5 protein-coding genes and 1 pseudogene are annotated in these 18,802 nt (G+C 68.6%); 2 read left to right on the top strand and 4 right to left on the bottom strand.

Annotation, left to right across the window (positions count from 1 at the left end; all coding sequences use genetic code 11):
- Together ACWELQ_RS11855 and ACWELQ_RS11850 are read left to right on the top strand one after the other, a co-directional pair.
- Positions 1 to 8,407: SDR family NAD(P)-dependent oxidoreductase (locus ACWELQ_RS11855; RefSeq protein ID WP_452397016.1), on the top strand; the 8,407-nt coding region annotated here is incomplete at its 5' end.
- Positions 8,408 to 8,420: 13 nt separating this feature from the next.
- Positions 8,421 to 14,576 (top strand): annotated as a pseudogene (locus tag ACWELQ_RS11850) (type I polyketide synthase); the annotation flags it as partial.
- A 40-nt stretch (positions 14,577 to 14,616) separates the two neighbouring features.
- Here ACWELQ_RS11850 and ACWELQ_RS11845 read toward each other — a convergent pair.
- The 4 genes from ACWELQ_RS11845 to ACWELQ_RS11830 all read right to left on the bottom strand — a co-directional run.
- Positions 14,617 to 15,486, bottom strand: coding sequence for a class I SAM-dependent methyltransferase (locus ACWELQ_RS11845; protein WP_452397015.1), 870 nt, complete (start codon positions 15,484 to 15,486; stop codon positions 14,617 to 14,619).
- Positions 15,479 to 16,234 carry a thioesterase II family protein gene (locus tag ACWELQ_RS11840; RefSeq protein ID WP_452397014.1) on the bottom strand — a complete coding sequence of 252 codons (756 nt, stop codon included), beginning with the start codon at positions 16,232 to 16,234 and terminating at the stop codon, positions 15,479 to 15,481. Before ACWELQ_RS11840 ends, ACWELQ_RS11845 begins: the two co-directional genes overlap by 8 nt.
- Before the next feature lie 44 nt (positions 16,235 to 16,278).
- A complete protein-coding gene (locus tag ACWELQ_RS11835; protein ID WP_452397013.1) occupies positions 16,279 to 17,493 on the bottom strand; it encodes a cytochrome P450 family protein in 1,215 nt (404 codons plus the stop codon).
- Positions 17,494 to 17,629: 136 nt separating this feature from the next.
- Positions 17,630 to 18,802 (bottom strand): cytochrome P450 (locus ACWELQ_RS11830; RefSeq protein WP_452397012.1); only part of this gene is annotated, 1,173 nt, incomplete at its 5' end.

The raw sequence follows: 18,802 nt of genomic DNA, 5'->3' as shown, positions 1-18,802 counted from the left end.
GATCGAGAGCCTCGACCGGGAGCTCACCGCCGCAGGCATCCAGACCCATCGGCTGCGGGTGAGCCACGCCTTCCATTCGGCACTTATGGAGCCGATGCTCGACAAGTTCCGCACGGTCGCACAGAAACTCGACTACCGCGCGCCCAACCTGCCGATCGTCTCGACCGTCACCGGAGAGTCGGCCGGTCATTCGGTGACCGATCCCGAGTACTGGGTGCGGCAGGTCCGCGCCACCGTTGCCTTCGCGCCCGCGATCGAGACCCTGCGCGCCGACGGGATCCGGCGCTTCGTCGAAGTCGGCCCCGACGCGGTCCTGACCTTCATGACCCGCCAATGCCTGGGTGAGAACGCCGATCTCGCGACCGCCCCGGCAACGGTGGCCTTGGCGCGCCGGTCGTCCGAGGAAGTCGGAGCGTTCGTCAACGGCTTGGCACAGCTCCAGGTCAGCGGTGCGCGCGTCGACTGGCGCTCGACCTTCACCGAGCCCGGCACGACTCCCATCGCCCTGCCCACGTACGCCTTTCAGCGTCGCCGCTACTGGCTGAACCCCGATCACGGTGCGGCCGCGGATCTGTCGGACCATCCGATCCTCACCGGCGTACTCGGTTTGGCCGGTTCGGACGAGTGGCTCTTCACCGGCCGACTATCCCTGGCGACGCACCCGTGGATCGCCGATCACCTGTCGTACGGCACGATGGTCCTGCCGAGCGCCACGCTGATCGAGTTCCTGCTCGTCGCCGGTGGCCGAATCGGTTGCCAGGCAGTCGAAGAGCTCACCTTGCAGGCACCGATCGTGCCGTCCGACGGCGATGAGATCGAACTCCAGGTGCTGGTGCAGGCCCCCGATGCGACCGGCCATCGCCCATTCGAATTTTATTTCCGCACATCAGCTTCCGAGGAATGGGTCCACAACGCGACGGGTTCGCTGGCCACATCCGCCGGACGCGAACCGGACGCGCTCGCCCGGCTGCGGGCCGAATCGTGGCCACCCGCCGACGCGGAACACTTCGACAGTGCCGGACTGCCCGCGCAGATCGCCGCGGACGCGGGACTCGAATACGGTCCGGCATTCCTCGGCGTACAGCAGGTGTGGGAGCGCGACGACGCCGTCTTCTCCGAAATCGCCCTGAACTCGGATCTCGCTGCCGCAGCGTCGAATTCGACCCGCCACACCCTGCATCCCGCGCTGCTCGACATGGTCATGCACGCCGCGTTCTCCCGGCTGATCTGGCGTGACGGCAACCCCGATCCGAACACCGGCAAACTGCTCTTCCGCTGGGCCGGGGCACGGTTCCACCATGCCGCGAGCACCAGGCCCGCCGAGGTATCCGCGTTGCGGGTCATCGCGGTCGCGCAGGGCCCGGAAGCCGTGGCGGTCGCGGCCGTCGACCCGGACGGCAATCCCGTCGTCTCGGTGGATGCCGTGGTGATGCGCCCGTACGACGTCAAGGAATTCCGCAGCGCACTCGCAGCCGACAATGCCGCGTTGTACGAGGTGAGCTGGGAGGAGGATGCGAACCCGAGCGATCTCATGGCGGCCGAGGAACACACACCGGTCGCGGTCTTCCGTGCCGGTACGGACTCGGAGGCAACGACTTCCGGTGAGCCACGCGAGATCCGAGCGCGGGTTCACTCGACCCTGGCGCACCTGCGCACGTGGCTCACAGAGCAACGATCGGCCGACTCCCGGCTGGTCGTGGTGGCATCGGGTGGGGCCGGGCTTCCGGGGGAAACCTCCGATCCGGCGGCGGCTGCCGTGTGGGGGCTGTTGCGCAGCGCGCAGTCGGAGCACCCCGATCGATTCGTCCTGATCGACGAAGATCTCGCCGCGCCCGCGAACCCCGATCGGATCACCGCCGCGCTGGCTACCGGCGCACCCCAGATCGCGGTGCGCGCGGACCGCATGCTGGTCCCCCGGCTCCGGCGCGCAGCCGAAACACACAGTGCCGCGGCCGAACCCGTCGCGCACCTCGGCGGAGCGACGGTGCTGATCACCGGTGGTACCGGCGGCCTCGGCTCGCTGTTCGCCCGGCATCTGGTCACCGAGCACGGTGTGCGCGACCTGGTTCTGACCTCACGCCGCGGTCCGGATGCGGCGGGAGCCGCCGAATTGGTCGCGGAGCTGGCGCGGTTGGGGGCGAGCGCCCGCGTCGTCGCGTGCGATGTGGCCGATCGCGAGGCGGTCCGCGAGCTGCTCGCCGACATCGGTGATACCCCGATCGCGGTGGTGCACACCGCCGGTGTGCTCGATGACGGAACCGTCTCCGCGCTGACCGACGCACAGATCGACCGGGTCTTCGCGCCGAAGGTCGACGGCGCTTGGCATCTGGACGAACTGACCCGGGGCCGAGACGTCCGGGCCTTCGTGCTGTTCTCCTCGATCGCGGCCGTCCTCGGCACCTCGGGCCAGGCGAACTACGCCGCGGCCAACGCCGCACTCGACGCCCTGGCCCAGCGCCGCCGCGCCGCCGGTCTCCCGGCGACCTCGCTGGCGTGGGGTCCGTGGAATCAGTCCAGCGGCATGACCGGCGGGCTGGATCGCGGTGCGCTGGCGCGCTGGGAACGGCTGGGGCTGAGTCCACTCGCCGATGCCGAGGGTGTGCGCCTGTTCGACGCGGCGCTCACGCAAGGCTCAGCGCGACTGTCGCCAATCCGGTTCGATGCCGGTGCGCTGCGCACCGCCGACGAGTCGACGGTGCCCGAGGTCCTGCGTGGATTCCTCCCCCGCCGGGCGCGTGCGGCAACCCCCTCGGTCGTCGCGGCAGCCGGGACGCTCGGTGCGCGCCTGGCCGAAATCCCCGCGGCTCGGCGCGACGAGGTGGTGCTGGAGACCGTACTGTCCGCGGCCGCGGCGGTACTCGGTCACGACTCCGCAGCCGACATCCGGCCGGATCAGCGGTTCGACGAGATCGGTTTCGACTCGCTCGGCGGCGTGGAGTTCCGCAACCGGCTGGGCAAGGCCACGGGCCTGCAACTGCCTTCGACGCTGGTGTTCGATCACCCGACCCCGGTTGCGGTGGCGAAGCTGGTGCTGTCCCGCGTCGAGCCGACGGTGGGCGAACCCGTCAAGAAGGCGGTGCGCCGGGTCAAGGCCGATGAGCCGATCGCCATCGTCGGCATGGCCTGCCGGTTCCCCGGCGGTGTCGAATCACCCGATCAGCTCTGGGATCTCGTCGCCGCCGGGATCGACGCGACCGGCGACTTCCCGACCGATCGCGGCTGGGATCTGGAGCGACTGTTCGACGCGGATCCGGACAAGCCCGGGACCGTCTACGCGCGGCGTGCCGGATTCCTCGACCGGGCAGGCGATTTCGATCCGGGATTCTTCGGGATCGGTCCCCGCGAGGCGTCCGCGATGGACCCGCAGCAGCGCCTGCTCCTCGAAACATCCTGGGAGGCCCTCGAAGACGCCGGGATCGACCCGAACTCGTTGCGGGGCACCGATACCGGTGTGTTCGTCGGCGCGGGCGCATCCGGCTACGTCGACCTGGTGGGCGGCGAGCTGGAGGGCTACCGGCTCACCGGCACCACCAGCAGTGTGATGTCGGGGCGGGTGGCCTACGCGCTGGGGTTGGAGGGTCCGACGCTCACCGTGGACACCGCCTGCTCTTCCTCGCTGGTCTCGCTGCACCTGGCCGCGCAGGCGCTGCGCAACGGGGAGAGTTCGCTCGTCATGGCGAGCGGCGTGACGGTGGCGGCCAGCCCGTATCTGTCCGTCGATTTCGCGCGGCAGCGCGGACTCTCGCCGGACGGCCGATGCAAGGCGTTCTCCGCGGCGGCCGACGGCGTCGCCTTCTCCGAAGGCGTCGGAGTGCTGGTACTCGAGCGGCTCTCCGACGCGAAACGCCTGGGGCACAACATTCTCGCCCTGGTGCGTGGCACGGCGATCAACTCCGACGGGGCGAGCAACGGCCTGACCGCCCCGAACGGTCCGTCCCAGCAACGTGTCATCACCGCGGCGCTGGCGAATGCCGGACTGTCGCCGTCGGATATCGACGCCGTCGAAGCGCACGGCACCGGCACCCCGCTGGGTGATCCGATCGAGGCGCAGGCGTTGATGGCCGTCTACGGGCGCGACCGAGCGGAACACCCGCTGCGGATCGGCTCGCTCAAGTCGAATATCGGCCACACCGTCGCCGCCGCGGGCGTCGGCGGCGTGATCAAGATGGTGCAGGCGCTACGGCACGAAACCCTGCCCAAGACACTGCATGCCGACGAGCCCAGCCCGCACGTGGACTGGACCGCCGCCGACGTCGCACTGCTGACCGAGGCACACCCGTGGCCCGCCGGTGACCGGCCACGCCGCGCCGGGGTGTCGTCGTTCGGTGTCAGCGGCACCAACGCGCACGCCATCCTCGAAGAGGCACCCCGCACCGTCGTTCCGACGGAAGCCGTTGAGCAGCAGCTCGGTACGGTGCCCTGGCTCCTGTCGGCCAAGAACGACACCGCCTTGCGGGCGCAGGCGGCGAAACTCCAGCGGTGGCTGGTCGAGCACCCCGACACCGATCCTGCGCAGGTCGCGCACGCGCTCGCCACCACCCGCGCCCAGCACGAGGTGCGGGCGGCGGTACTGGGTGCCGATCGCGACGAACTGCTCACCCACCTGGCGCAATTGGCGGCCGGAACGGCCACTGCCGGAGTGGTTTCCGGCACCGTGGGTGCGGGGAAGACCGCCTTCCTCTGCACCGGCCAGGGCGCGCAGCGGGCCGGGATGGGCGCGGGACTCGCCGCGGCCTTCCCCGTCTTCGCCGACGCGCTGGACGAGGTGTGCGCGCAGTTCGATCCGCTGCTCGACACCTCGCTGCGGCAGGTGATGTTCACCGGAGAGCTGATCGATCGCACCCGCTTCACTCAGCCCGCGCTATTCGCGTTCGAGGTGGCGCTCTACCGGCTGCTGGAGTCCTGCGGCGTGACACCCGATGTCCTGGTGGGCCATTCGATCGGTGAGCTGACCGCGGCGTACCTGTCCGGCGTCTGGTCGCTGGAGGATGCCTGCGCGCTGGTCGCGGCTCGCGGCCGCCTGATGGACGCGCTGCCCGAGGGCGGTGCGATGCTCGCCGTCGCCGCCCCCGAGGACGAGGTCGTCGCCGCCATCGCCGAGTACAGCGATCGGATCTCGATCGCGGCGGTGAACGCGCCTGCGGCCGTGGTCATCTCCGGTGACGCCGACGCCGTCGAAGCTATCGAGAAGGAGTTCACCACGCAGGCCCGCCGGACGAACCGGCTGCGGGTGTCGCACGCCTTCCATTCGCACCTGATGGAGCCCATGCTGGGCGAGTTCGAGACCGTTGCCGCCGCAGTCACTTTCAACCCGCCGCGGATTGCCCTGGTATCCAATGTCTCCGGCGAGATGGCCGGTGACGAGATCCTGAAGCCGGATTACTGGGTGGCGCAGGTGCGTGGCGCGGTGCGCTACGCACCCGGCGTGCAGACGCTGGTGGCCTCGGGTGTGCGCCGCTTCCTCGAAATCGGCCCGGACGCTGTCCTGGCGACGATGACCCGGCAGACCCTGCCCGCCGATATCGAGGCCCGGGTGGTGGTCGCGGCGGCGGCCCGCCGCGACCGCGACGAGGTCGAGCAATTCGTGACCATGCTCGCCCACGCGCACACCGCCGGACTGGCCATCGACTGGAAGCCCCTCTTCGGCGACCGCCCGGCACCGCGAACAGCCCTGCCCACCTACGCCTTCCAACACGAGCGCTACTGGCTCGAACCGGGCGTCGAGGGGTCCGCCGGCAGGGGTGCCGCCCAATCGTTCGGCCTCGTCACCACCGGACACCCACTGGTTCCCGCGGTGATCGCACAACCGGACACCGGCGGGGTCATCCTCACCGGCCGCCTGTCGGTCCAGACGCAGCCTTGGCTGGCCGATCACGGCGTGCTGGGCACGGTGCTGTTCCCCGGAGCCGGTCTGGTCGAACTCGCCCTGCGGGCCGGTGACCGGGTGGGCCTTTCGACGCTGGCGGACTTCGTCCTGCGGGCGCCGCTGGTACTGCCGGAGGCAGGTGGGGTCGCGGTGCGCAGTGTCGTCGGCGCCGAGGACGAGACGGGCCAGCGCGTCGTGCGGGTCTACTCCCGCCCCGAAGACGAGAGCGACCCGGCAGCGTCGTGGACGCTGCATGCCGAAGGCGCGCTGACCGCCGACAACCCCGCGCAGGCTACCGAACTCACCACATGGCCCCCGATCGGAGCGCAGCCGCTGCCGGTCGGCGGTGTGTACGACGAACTCCTCGCTGGCGGGTACCAGTACGGGCACTCCTTCCAGGGTTTGCGCGCGGCCTGGCGGCGCGGCGACGAAGTGTTCGCCGAGGTCGCGCTTGCCGACCCGAGGGAAGCCGCGAACTACGGTATCCATCCCGCACTGCTCGACTCCGCCCTGCATGCCCTGCTCATCGGCGACTCGGGGCCCGCGGACGGGGCCGGGCCGGCGTTGCCGTTCGAATGGTCCGGGGTCACCGTGCACGCGACGGGAGCCGACGCCTTGCGCGTTCGGGCGACCCGCATCGGCGACCACACGGTGCGGGTGGATCTCGCGGATCCGACCGGTGCTCCGGTGGCGACGGTGCGCCGACTGGCCGCCCGGCCGATCGATCCCGCGCAGCTCGCGGCCAGCGTAGCCACGGTCGACAACGCCCTGTACCAGGTCGAATGGACACCGATGTCGGTGTCCGACAGCGAGATACGCACGGTGTCGTGGGCGGATCTCGGTGACGAGGTTCCGGCCGCAGTGGTGCTGGATGGTCCGGAAGGCAATGATCCCGAGGCCGTTCGTGCAGCGATTCACGCCGTGCTGCGGGTACTTCAGACCTGGATCGCCGACCCTCGATCCAGCGAGTCCGCGCTGGTGATTCGGACCAGCGGCGCGGTTTCCGTTGCCGGGGAGGATATTACGAACCTCGCCGGTGCCGCCGTCGCGGGTCTGGTTCGCTCCGCCCAGGCGGAGAGCGCGGGTCGAATCATCCTGGTGGACATGGATTCCGACGCCGCCGGGCCGTTGGGCGGGATTCTGGCTTCCGGGGAACCGCAGGTGGCCGTGCGCGGCGGGCAAGTGCACCGGGCGCGACTGGTGCGGGCGGCGACAACCAGGTCTGCCCCGAACGTCGCTTTCGGTCCGGACGAGACCGTGCTGATCACCGGTGCCAGTGGATTCCTGGGCGGGTTGTTCGCCCGGCACCTGGTACACACCCACGGTGTCCGGCACCTGCTGCTGCTGAGCCGACGCGGTGAGTCGGCTCCCGGCGCCGCCGAGCTGGCGGCCGAGCTGCGAGATGGTGGTGCCGAAATCGACTTCGTCGCATGCGATGTCGCCGACCGTGCCGCGCTCGACCAGGCACTGTCCGCCATCCCCGCGAGCCGCCCCCTCACCGGTGTGTTCCACCTGGCCGGTGTGCTCGACGATGGCGCCATCGCCTCGCTGACCCCGAATCGGATGGATGCGGTGTTGCGGCCCAAGGTCGATGCGGCCCTGCACCTGCACGAGCTGACCGCCGAGCTGCCGCTGAAGGCGTTCGTGCTGTTCAGCTCGGTGGCCGGAGTGCTCGGCAATCCGGGGCAGGGCAACTATGCCGCGGCCAATGCCTGCCTGGACGCGGTGGCGGCGCACCGCCGGGCACGCGGGCTCCGCGGGCAGTCCCTCGCGTGGGGGTTGTGGAATGGCGACGGCGGCATGGGCGCCGAGCTCGGTGACGTCGAGCGGCGGCGCGTGGCCCGTTCGGGGATGCTGCCGCTGTCGGCGGAGCAGGGCTTGGCGCTGTTCGACGTCGCCGCCGAAATCGACACGGCGACAACCGTTCTCGCCCGGCTCGACAAGACAGGACTCCGCAGCGCGGAGTTTGCGGCGACCCTGCTGTCCGGGCTCGTCACCGATCGCCGCACAACCTCGGGAGCATCGGACGCTCCGGCCGCACTGCGGGCTCGGCTGGCCGACACTCCCGAGGGCGAACGCCTCGCCGTGCTCGTCGACTTCGTTCGGGACCACGTGGCCGCGGCGCTGGGGCATCGGAACGCGAATGCCATTGCGGCCGGACGGGCCTTCAGCGAACTGGGCTTCGATTCCATGACCGCCATCGAATTCCGCAACGCCCTCAAAACCGCTACGGGCCTGCCCTTGCCCGCGACCCTGGTCTTCGACTACCCGTCACCGGAGATGCTGGCCGAATACCTGGCCGAAGAGTTCATCGGCCAGGCCCCCGACGCGTCCGCGGATCCGTCGGAAAACGAGATTCGCATTGCGCTCCAGACGATTTCGCTCGCCCAGCTCCGCGAAGCCGGTCTGCTGGAGGCGCTCATGCAGCTCGCGCACGGGCCGCAACACCCCGGCGAGATCGATGAGCACGACACCGACGAATTCATCGACCAACTCGATCTCGACGACTTGATCAATCTGGCTTACAACTCCGAGGACTGACAGCGATATGACGAATACCGAGAGCACCGCAAAACTCGCCGACGCGCTACGGGCCTCGCTGAAGGAAACCGATCGACTGCGGGCGCGCAACCGACAGCTCGACGCCGCCCGGCGTGAGCCGATCGCGATCGTCGGAATGGCCTGCCGCTACCCCGGCGGCGTCGAATCACCCGAAGACCTGTGGCGACTGGTGTCCGACGGCGTCGATGCCACCACCGATTTCCCCGTCAACCGCGGCTGGGACCTCGACCGCATCTACGACCCCACCGGCGAACAGGCCAACCGCTCCCACACCAAATCCGGCGGATTCCTGCACACCGCAGGCGATTTCGACCCCACTTTCTTCGGCATCAGCCCGAACGAAGCGGCCACCATGGATCCGCAGCAGTTCCTCCTGCTCGAAACCTCGTGGGAGGCCTTCGAACGCGCCGGAATCGACCCGGCGACCCTGCGCGGCAGCGCGACCGGCGTGTGGATCGGCAAGATGTATCACGACTACCCTGCCGCCGCGGTCACGGGATCACTGGCGTCGGGTCGGCTCTCCTACACCTTCGGCCTCCAGGGACCGTCGGTCACCGTCGACACCGCATGTTCGTCCTCACTGGTAGCCATGCATTCGGCCGCCGCCGCGCTGCGCTCGGGCGAATGCGACCTGGCCCTGGCGGGCGGCGTGACCGTGATGGCGGGTCCGGACACGTTCGTGGAGTTCAGCCGACAACGGGGACTGTCCATCGATGGACGGTGCAAGTCGTTCTCCGACAGCGCCGACGGCGTCGGCTGGGCGGAAGGCGCCGGTGTGCTGGTGCTGGAACGACTGTCGGACGCGCAACGCAACGGCCACCGCATTCTCGCCGTGGTGACCGGTTCGGCGGTGAACTCCGACGGCGCCTCCAATGGCCTGACCGCGCCCAACGGTCCGGCGCAGCGGCGCGTCATCGAGCAGGCCCTGACCAATGCCGGAATATCCGCCATCGACGTCGATGCGGTCGAAGGCCACGGCACCGGAACGACTTTGGGCGACCCGATCGAAGCACAGGCACTGCTGGCCACCTATGGCCGGGATCGGGCGCCGGGGCGGCCGCTGTGGCTGGGTTCGCTGAAGTCGAACATCGGGCACGCACAGGCCGCCGCCGGTGTGGGTGGCGTGATCAAGATGGTCATGGCGATGCGCCACGGCACGCTGCCGCGCACCCTGCATGTGGATCGGCCGTCGACCAAGGTCGACTGGTCCGCGGGCGAGGTGCGGCTGCTGACCGAGCCGGTGCCGTGGCCGTCGGCCGATCGTCCACGCCGCGCCGGGGTGTCGTCCTTCGGCATCAGCGGCACCAACGCCCACGTCATCCTTGAACAGGCGCCCGTCCTCGAACAGGCTCCCGCCGCCGCGACCACCCCGGCCGAGCCGGTCACACCCTGGGTGCTGACCGCCGCCAGCGCGCGTGCACTGGGAGAGCAGGCGATTCGCTTGCGGAAGCACGTCCGCGAAAACGACTTCGCGGCACAGGATGTCGGATACTCCCTCGTCGCCACCCGCGCCACGCTCGGCCATCGAGCGGTGGTCCTCGGTGCCGATCACGACGAACTGCTGTCGGGTCTGGAGGCATTGGGCCGCGGCGACTCCGGCCCCGGTGTGGTGTCGGGTCGCGCGGCTTCGGGCTCGACGGGATTCGTCTTCTCCGGTCAGGGCGCGCAGTGGGCCGGTATGGCCGGGCAGCTGCGTACGCATCCGGTTTTCGCGGAGACGTTCGACAAGATCGTCGCGGAGCTGAATCCGTCACTCGATCAAACGATTTCGATCGATGACGCGCTGAACGACACGGACCTGATCAACCGGACGGTCTTCGCGCAAGCCGGACTGTTCGCCTTCGAGGTCGCACTGTATCGCCTGCTCGAAGCGTGGGGACTGCGCCCCGACCAGGTGGCGGGTCACTCGATCGGCGAGATCGCCGCCGCGCACATCGCCGGAGTGCTGTCGCTGCCGGACGCGTGCGCCCTGGTGGCCGCGCGCGGCCGGTTGATGCAGGCACTGCCCGCCGGTGGCGCGATGCTCGCGGTGGGAGCTCCGGAATCCGAAGTCGCACCGCTGCTCACCGAGGGTGTGTCGATCGCCGCGGTGAACAGCCCCACCTCGGTGGTGGCCTCCGGCGTCGACACCGAGATCGACGCGCTGGCCGAAGTTTGCGCCGAGAAGGGCTGGCGGACAACTCGTTTGCGGGTGTCGCACGCTTTCCATTCCGGACTGATGGAACCGATGCTGACGGAGTTCGCGTCGGTGGTCGAGGGATTGAGCTTCGGTCGACCCACCATCCCGCTGGTATCGACCGTGACCGGCGCCCGGGTGACCGATGAGATGTCGGCACCGGGGTACTGGGTGCGTCAGGTCCGCGCCACGGTGCGGTTCGCCGACGCGGTGACCACGATGGCGGCCGCGGGCGTGGTGCGCTTCGCCGAGGTCGGGCCGGACGCGGTCCTCACGCCGATGGTGGCCGGGACCGTCGTCGACGGTCCCGGGGAAGCCACCGTCACCGTCCCGGTCGCGCGTCGCGACGAGGCGTCGACCGCCACCGTGGCGGCCGCGGTGGCGAAGTTGTTCGTGTCTGGCGCCGAGGTGGACTGGGCCGCGTTCTATTCCGGTGCGCGACCGATCGACCTGCCCACCTACGCGTTTCAGCACGAGCGGTTCTGGCTCGATGCGAAGCAGTATCTGTCGACGACGTGGCTGGGCGCCGACGGCACCGGCGCCGCGGGATTGGATCCGGTCTCCCACCCCTTGCTGGGAGCGGCTGTCCCGCAACCCGATTCGGGCGGAATCAGCTTCGTCGGCCGATGGTCACTGGACTCGGTCGAATGGTTGGCCGATCACAGCGTGCTCGGCACCGCGCTACTGCCGGGAACCGGTTTCGTCGAGCTGGCCACCCAGGTGGGCGAATTGATCGGGCACCCCGTGGTGGACGAGCTGATCCTCCAGGCGCCCTTGACGCTCCCGGCCCACGACGGAGTGACGGTACAGGTGGTGGTCGGCGCGGCGAATGATTCCGGCCGACGGCGCATCAGGATCCACTCGCGCCAGCCGGAGGCCGTCACCTGGACATTGCACGCGGAGGGTGACCTCACCGCCGCGGACGTCCAGCCCGATTTCGATCTCGCCAGCTGGCCTCCGGCCGACGCCGAGACGATCGACGTCACCGACGCGTACACCGAGATGCTCGAGGCCGGTTACGGATACGGCCCCTATTTCCAGGGCCTGCGGGCCATGTGGCGACGCGGCGATCACGGCGGCGATGGTCACGAGCTGTTCGCCGAGGTGGCCCTGCCGAACGCGGACGCCGCCGCAGGATATGGACTACACCCCGCGTTGTTCGATGCGGCGATGCACGCGGTCATCGTGCATCGCATGCGCACCGACGGCGTCGAGGCGCCCGAGCTGCCGTTCAGTTGGCGCCGCGTCGCACTGCATGCGGCCGGATCCAGTGCCGTCCGCGTGCGGATCCAGTTGCACAACAACCGTTTCGCGCTCCAGCTGGCCGACGGCACCGGCAGCCCGGTGTTGTCGGTCGACTCGCTGGACACACGGCCGGTCTCCGCGGGTCAACTGCGAGCCGACAGCGTGGCCGATGCCTTGTTCACCGTGGAGTGGATGGCCCCGACGTCGGTCGCCGGTTCGGTGGCCCCGGCGCGCACAGCGATCATCGGCGCACCGGGAGGCGGAGCGGGAGCGGTACGCGGCTATCCCGACCTCACGGCACTGGTCGAAGAACTCGACGCGGCAGGCGAATCCGCCGTCCCCGAGCTCGTACTGCTCCCGTGCGCCGACACCGGCGACATCTCGCCGCACGCCGCCCGCGAGGCGTTGCACAGCGTGCTGGCCGCGGTGCAACGGTGGCTGGGAGATCCTCGATTCGCCGAGTCTCGCCTGGTGATCCTGACCAACAATGCGGTGCGGACAAGCGATTTCGATTTGGTGCGCCCGGCGCAGGCGCCGGTCTGGGGTTTGGTGCGCGCGGCCCAGGCCGAACATCCGCACCGGTTGCAACTGTTGGACCTCGACGGTCCCGCCGCCGACCACGATCCGGCCGCCGTCGCGACCGCTGCCGCGGCCCTCGCGACCGAGCCGGAGGGCGCGCTGCGCGGCGCAGACCTGCTGGTGCCACGTCTGGTTCAGCATCGGCCCACCGAGACGAGCAAGCAAGAGGCTGCCGAGTCCATCCAATCACTGTCCACCGGCACCGTTCTCGTTACCGGAGGCACCGGTGGGCTGGGTGCGCTGTTCGCGCGGCACCTGGTCACCGAATACGGTGTGCGGCAGCTCGTGCTGACCTCCCGGCGGGGACCGGAGGCCCCCGGTGTCGACGCGCTGCGCGCCCAGCTGACCGAACTCGGTGCGCAGGTGACAATCGCCGCCTGCGACGTCTCCGATCGAAACGCGTTGAAATCACTGCTCGACGAGATCGGGCCCGACTCTCCACTGACGGGAGTCGTGCACGCGGCGGGCGTCGCCGACAACGGCCTGATCGAATCCATGACGAGCCGCCGCATCGATGCGGTATTCGCGCCCAAGGCCGACGCCGCATGGCATTTGCACGAACTCACACGCGAACTGCCGTTGTCGCTGTTCGTTCTGATTTCCTCCGCCGGTGGGCTGGTGCTGGCCGCCGGGCAGGCCAACTACGCGGCGGCCAACGTCTACCTCGATGCCCTCGCCACCTACCGCCGGGCGGCCGGGTGGACGGCCACGTCGATCGATTACGGCCTGTGGGAACGATCGAGCGGTCTGGGCACGGAACTCTCGGAGGAGGATTTCGAACGGATGCGGCGACAGGGCTTTCCGGCGCTGTCCGAATCCGACGGACTGGCCCTGTTCGATGCCGCAGTGTCCTCCGGCGCCGCCCAGCTGGCCGCGCTGCCTGTCGACCGCGCGGTGCTCCGGACGCGGGCCGAGCATGCACCGGCCCTGGTGCGCGGGCTGGTACCGATGACGGCGCAGCGTGCGGCGACGTCACCGCTGCTGCAGCTGGCGGGCCTGTCGCCCGATGAGCAGCTTTCGCGTCTGGTGGAGTTCGTGCGCCAGCAGGCCGCCGCGACGCTCGGCTATGTGGACGTCGAACTCATCGAGGTCGACAATGTGTTCGGCGAAATGGGATTCGACTCGGTCACCGCGATCGAATTCCGCAACTCACTGCGCGACGCCACCGGCGTGCAGTTGCACGGCACCCTCGTCTTCGACTATCCGACGCCCCATATCCTCGCGAAGCATCTCGCAGAGAAATTGGCGGGCAACGAATCCGCGCTCGCGACGGATGTCCGCACGGCCACCGAACGAGATCGGATGGAAGGCGTCGCCGACGACTCGCTGTATGGAATGTTCCGCACCGCGGTGGGACGGGCGCAGTACACGATCGGCTTCCTTCTCCTGTACACGGCGGCACAGACGCGTGACCAATTCCATGCCCAGGACGAGCAGCCCATCAATCCGGAGATCATCCGATTGACCTCGGGCGCGGCCACTCCGCGCATCATCTGCATCAGCCCGCCGATGGCCGCGGGCGGTGTGCGCCAGTACGCCAGAATGGCCGCCAAACTGCGGACACCCCGCGACGTGGTCGGCGTCGCACCGATCGGGTCTCACGCGGATCAGCCGCTGCCCGCCGACCACGCCGCGGCCACCACGGCGTTGATCCAGCCCATCCTCGACGCCGCCGAGGGACAGCCGTTCATCCTGTTCGGTTTCTCCTCGGGCGGGGTGCTCGCCCACAACGTCGCCGAGCGAATGGAAGCTCTCGGCGGACCGGCACCGGTCGGAGTGGTGCTGGTGGACAGCTACCGGGCGGACGAGGCCGCGGGAACCGAGTGGATTCTCGGCCCGGTCGCCGAGAACATGGTGACCAACGAAGCGGCGTTCGATCGATTCGACCCCGCCAGATTGACCGCCATGGGTCAGTACACCCAGGTGCTCCGTGCCATCGCACCGGGCAAGATCACCGCGCCGGTCCTGTTCCTCCAGTGCGCGCAACGGATTCCGGGAGTCCCCGCGGACTTCATGGAGTGGCAAGCCCAGCCGTGGAACGACAGCCATCACGTGGTCGAGGTGGACGCCCATCACTTCACAGTGCTGCAGGAGGGCTCAGGTCAGGTCGCCGCGGCGATGGACGAGTGGCTGGAAAGCCTGGAGTGACGATTGGGCCGGGAGGGCGATTCGCCCTCCCGGCCCCCGATCATGCCGTCGGATCGGCGGCGTGCGTGAGTCGAACCGCCGCACACCACGGCAGCCACGAGGTGCCGGCCGGTTTCCGGGGGCCTACGGGCACGAAGGCGCACGACCACAGGACCGGGGGCAACCGGCGGAATCGGGCTGCCGCGCGGAACAATCCGACTACCTCGTCCGCGGTCCAGCCCTTCCCGGCGAAGTATCGCAGCGGATCGGCCGGGCCGAACTTCCACGGTGAATTCTTCAGCAGATTCTTGTTCGCTCGATTGTTCCGATCGACAATGGATTTGTTGATCACATCCATTATCCACCAGTTGATTTCGGGCCGAGCGAGTGCCGCCGCCAATCCCGAGACCTCGTCTTCGGACAGGTAGTACACCAGCCCTTCGGTCAGTACGAGCGCCTTCTTCACGCCGTCGAGCGACTTGTCCAGAAATTCCTCGCGCGCTGTCGGGTCCGCGAGATCCACTGCGACGCGGGTGAGGTCGCAGCGCGGGGTCTCGCCCTCCAGCAGACGGTTCTTCTCGGCGATCAAGTCGGGGAGGTCGGCCTCGATCCAGCGGAGGTCGGCGGGCAGGTCGAGACGATACGGCCGCGCATCCAGGCCCGCCGCCAGATTGATGACCAGATCGCAACCCTCGCTGACGGTTTCGGCGATCAGATCATCGATGACCTTGGTTCTGGTGACCAAGGACCAGCGGATCAGCGCGTACCATTTCTCGTTCGCGACAATCGCCTTACCGGTTTCTCCGGCGAGCCGCTCCGCGAGCGGATCGCGAAAGAGCGCATTGGGCCGGGCGGTTTCGATCGCACGGTGCGCGGCCACCCAGTGGGCGGTGTCCGAAACATGCGAAACAGGGCCAGCGGTCTCAGGCATAATTGCTTTCTCTCTGATCACGAATCAGTTGGGCCACACCGTGCGAATTGGCATCGATGTAGAAGTGGCCACCTGGAAACGATGTCTGTGTGAACGGTCCGGTGGTATGTGTCCGCCACTCGTTCAGGTCGGCGAGGCTGGTGGCGGGATCGCTGTCGCCGACGAGCGCGACGAGTGGAGTCTCGACCACGGCTTCCGGTGCGCATGTGTAGGTTTCGATCGCGCGGTAGTCACTTCTGGTGACCGAGAGAATGATCGACCGGAAATCGGGATCCTCCAGCAGCGCCGCCGGCGTGCCGCCGAAGTCCAGCAGGTGCCGGATCAGTTCCTGATCGCTGTACCGGTGGACACCGCGAAAACCCTTCCGTGCCGGTGCGATTCGACCCGACACGAACAGCGTGCTCGGCTGCATCGCCCGGTCCTGTTCGAGACGACGGCAGACCTCGAACGCCACCACCGCACCCATACTGTGGCCGAACAGCGAGTAGCCCGCGGTCCGCGGAAGCAGTTCGCGAAGTTCCGGCAGCACACCCTCGACAAGGTCGGCGATGTTGTCCAGCAACGGCTCCCGCCTGCGATCCTGGCGCCCGGGGTATTGCACGCCGAGCACACGGAAGCGCGGCCCCAGCGTTCTGGCCAGCGGTCCGTAGGAAAGGGCCGATCCGCCCGCATGGGGAAAACAGATCAGAGTGTGGGCGTCAGGCTCCGATGCGGCAGACAACGTACGCAACCAGCTGGCGCTTCCCATCGAACCTCTCGGGTGGATCTCGTTGCGGGTAAGGATGTTCCGCCCTAGAGCAGGACGGGGACCGCCTGGTGACCGTTGGAAACGAAGCTGCCCAGCGGCCGGAGTTCGGCGGGGTCCACCGCCAATCGCATATTCGGAAACCGCTCGAACAGGGCCGGTAGTGCGATCGTCGCCTCGAGCCGGGCCAATGGTGCACCGAGACAGTAGTGAGCCCCGTGTCCGAAGGCGAGGTGCTCCTTGTTTTCCCGGTGCACGTCGAACTCCCCGGCGGTGTCACCGTGGATCCCCGGGTCGCGGCTCGCAGCACCGTAGGAGGCGAGGATCGGCTCGCCCGCGGCGATCCGAACGCCGGCGATCTCGATGTCCTCGACGGCGTATCGCAGGGGCAGGTGCGTGAACGGCGACTGGTAGCGCAGCGATTCCTCGATCACCTCCGACCATGGCACCCGGCCGGCGAGTACGTCGGCCCGTTGTTCCGGGTTGGTCAGCAGAGCGACGATGGCATGGTCGAGCAGATTGACCGTGGTCTCGTGACCGGCGTTGATGATCAGAATCAGGGTGTCGATCAATTCCTTCTGCGACAGCCGGTTGGAGTCTTCGTCGCTGGCCGAGAGCAGCGCGCTCGTGATGTCGTCACCGGGGTTGGCACGCCGGTAGAAGATCAGCTGCCCCATCAGTCCGACCATCTTGAAGACGCTGGCCCGCATCTCGGCCGAGGTCAGGGACGTGTCGAAGAACCTGTCGACGCACGCATGGATCCGGGCGTCCAAATGCTCTGGCACGCCGAGCAATTCACCGATGACTCGAATCGGCACCGGGTAGGCGTAGGTGGACCGCAAGTCGACGGCCGCACCGGTGGGCGTGGCCTCCAGGCGGCTCAGCAGTCCATCGACGATGGCTTCGATTCTCGGGCGCATCAGGGTGGTTCGACGATTGGTGAACGTCGGCGCCACGAGTTTGCGGAGGCGGCGGTGCTCGGGACCGTAAGCGGTGAACATACTGTCCGCCGCCACCCACGGGTGCAACGGCCACTGCTGATCGATCTCACCGTTCTTGAAGGCATTCCAGTGCTGGCGTGGATCTTTGGATACCCGGGGATCGGCGAGCAGCTCTTTCAGCACCGCCGCATCGGTGACCGCCCACGCCGATACCCCGCCGGGCAGCCCCACCAGCGCGACCGGCCCGCGCTGGCGAATCCGCTCGACCTCGGCCTGTACATCGGAGCCGGTCGGATCCAGCACGATCGCTTCGGTACTCAAGGACCCTCCCGAGCCTCGGGGCGAACCCCGCACTGCCTCAATCTTTTCCATCAAAGGCGAAGCGGGACGACCCGCCTCACCGACACCACTTCAATGGGGATCGTCGTCGTATTACAGCGGAACTTACCACCCAGTATCAAAGGGACTTCAGTCGAACGGGCATCTGTGAGTAACCCCGCACATTGAACAGCCGGCGGCGGGTCGGCTCGCCGTCGAGACGGATGTCGGGGAAACGTTCGAAGAGGGCGGGCAAGGCGTGCAGGACCTCCAGGCGCGACAGGCTCGCGCCGAGGCACGCGTGGATGCCGCTGCCGAAGGACAGGTGTTCCCTGGCATTGGGGCGGGTGATGTCGAAACGGTGCGGGTCGGGGAATTTGACCGGATCGCGATTGGCGCCGGACAGGGAGACGAGCACCGATTTTCCCGGCACGAGGGGAGCGCCGCCATCGAATTGCACGGGTTCCAGGGCGCGCCGGGCGGTCATCTGGAACGGCGGGTCGAAACGCAGCAGCTCCTCGATCGCCAGCGGCCAGCGCTCGGGCTCGGCGCGCAGCAGCTCGAGCTGATCGGGGTGCGACAGCAGGAGCGCGACGCCATTGCCGATCAGGTCCATGGTGGTCTCGAAACCCGCGGCCATCAGCAGGTTGGCGTTGGCCATCAATTCGGCGTCGGTCAGATCGCTCGTGGAGACCAGGACGCTGAAGATATCGTCCCCCGGTTCCCGGCGCAGCTTCTCGATGTGGGCGACGAGGTATGCCTGCATCGCCTCGCTCGCGGCCATGGCGCTGAGGTAGGTCCGCCAGGGGACTCCGACATCCATGAGCGGAGCGCCCGTGGCCCCCCAGCGCAAGAACTGCTCGCGATCGGCCGCCGGGAAACCCAATATCTCCATGATGACCGCGGCCGGCACCTGCGCGGCGAAATCCGCGATCAGATCCACGGATTCGTGCGCGGCCATCGCGTCGAGCTGCTGCGTGGTGACCTCGCGGACCAGATCGCCCAGGCGCGCGACGGCGCGGGGAGTGAAGGCGGAGGCGACGGGTTTGCGCAGGCGTTCGTGCGCCGGCGGATCCTCCGCGAGCATGGACGGCGATTCGATCGGGCTGGGCGGCAACACGACTCGCTCGGCATAGCGGCGCAGCGGCCCGGGCACGCCCGGATCGATCGACCGCCGCACTCCGAATCGCCTGTCGCGCAGAATTTCCCGGCACAGCTCATAGTCATAGACGGCATAGCCCACCGGGGTGGTCCGCACCCCGCCCTCACCGCGCAGCTCGTCGATCAGCGGATACGGATCCGCACTGCCGTC

Source organism: Nocardia sp. NPDC004722 (genome assembly GCF_053601505.1).
Note: the sequence above shows the minus strand (reverse complement) of the source record. Positions and strands in the feature narration are given on the sequence as shown.

Coding starts and splice junctions, on each gene's coding strand:
- ACWELQ_RS11840 (WP_452397014.1), bottom strand. CDS start 16,234: ATGGGAAGCGCCAGCTGGTTGCGTACGTTGTCTGCCGCATCGGAGCCT.
- ACWELQ_RS11845 (WP_452397015.1), bottom strand. CDS start 15,486: ATGCCTGAGACCGCTGGCCCTGTTTCGCATGTTTCGGACACCGCCCAC.